This window comes from Streptomyces sp. L-9-10, from assembly GCF_004151105.1.
Taxonomy (GTDB): Bacteria; Actinomycetota; Actinomycetes; order Streptomycetales; family Streptomycetaceae; genus Streptomyces.
On record NZ_PHRF01000059.1, the window covers coordinates 1 to 357 of the forward strand.

Consider the following 357-nt stretch of genomic DNA (forward strand, 5'->3'; position numbering starts at 1 on the left):
GGTGGATTCCTGCGGGACGTGGAGGAGTTCGACGCGGGGTTCTTCGGGATCCCGCCGCGCGAGGCGCAGGCGATGGATCCGCAGCAACGGCTGGTCCTCGAAGCCTCGTGGGAGGCTCTTGAGCGCGCCGGGTTCCGTCCCGAAACCCTTGAGGGCAGCAACACCGGCGTGTACCTCGGTGCGATGGGGTCGGACTACGACCGTTTCCACAACCATGACCTGAGTGCGCTCGACGCGTACGGCTCGATGGGCAGCGCCGGCAGTGTGCTGTCGGGTCGGGTGTCGTACTCGCTGGGGTTGCGGGGCCCGGCGGTGACGGTGGATACGGCGTGTTCGTCGTCGTTGGTGGCCTTGCAC

1 protein-coding gene is annotated in these 357 nt (G+C 67.8%); it reads left to right on the forward strand.

All coding sequences use genetic code 11. From position 1 onward, the window contains the following. Positions 1-357: polyketide synthase (locus tag CU044_RS16395; RefSeq protein ID WP_129769335.1), on the forward strand; the 357-nt coding region annotated here is incomplete at both ends.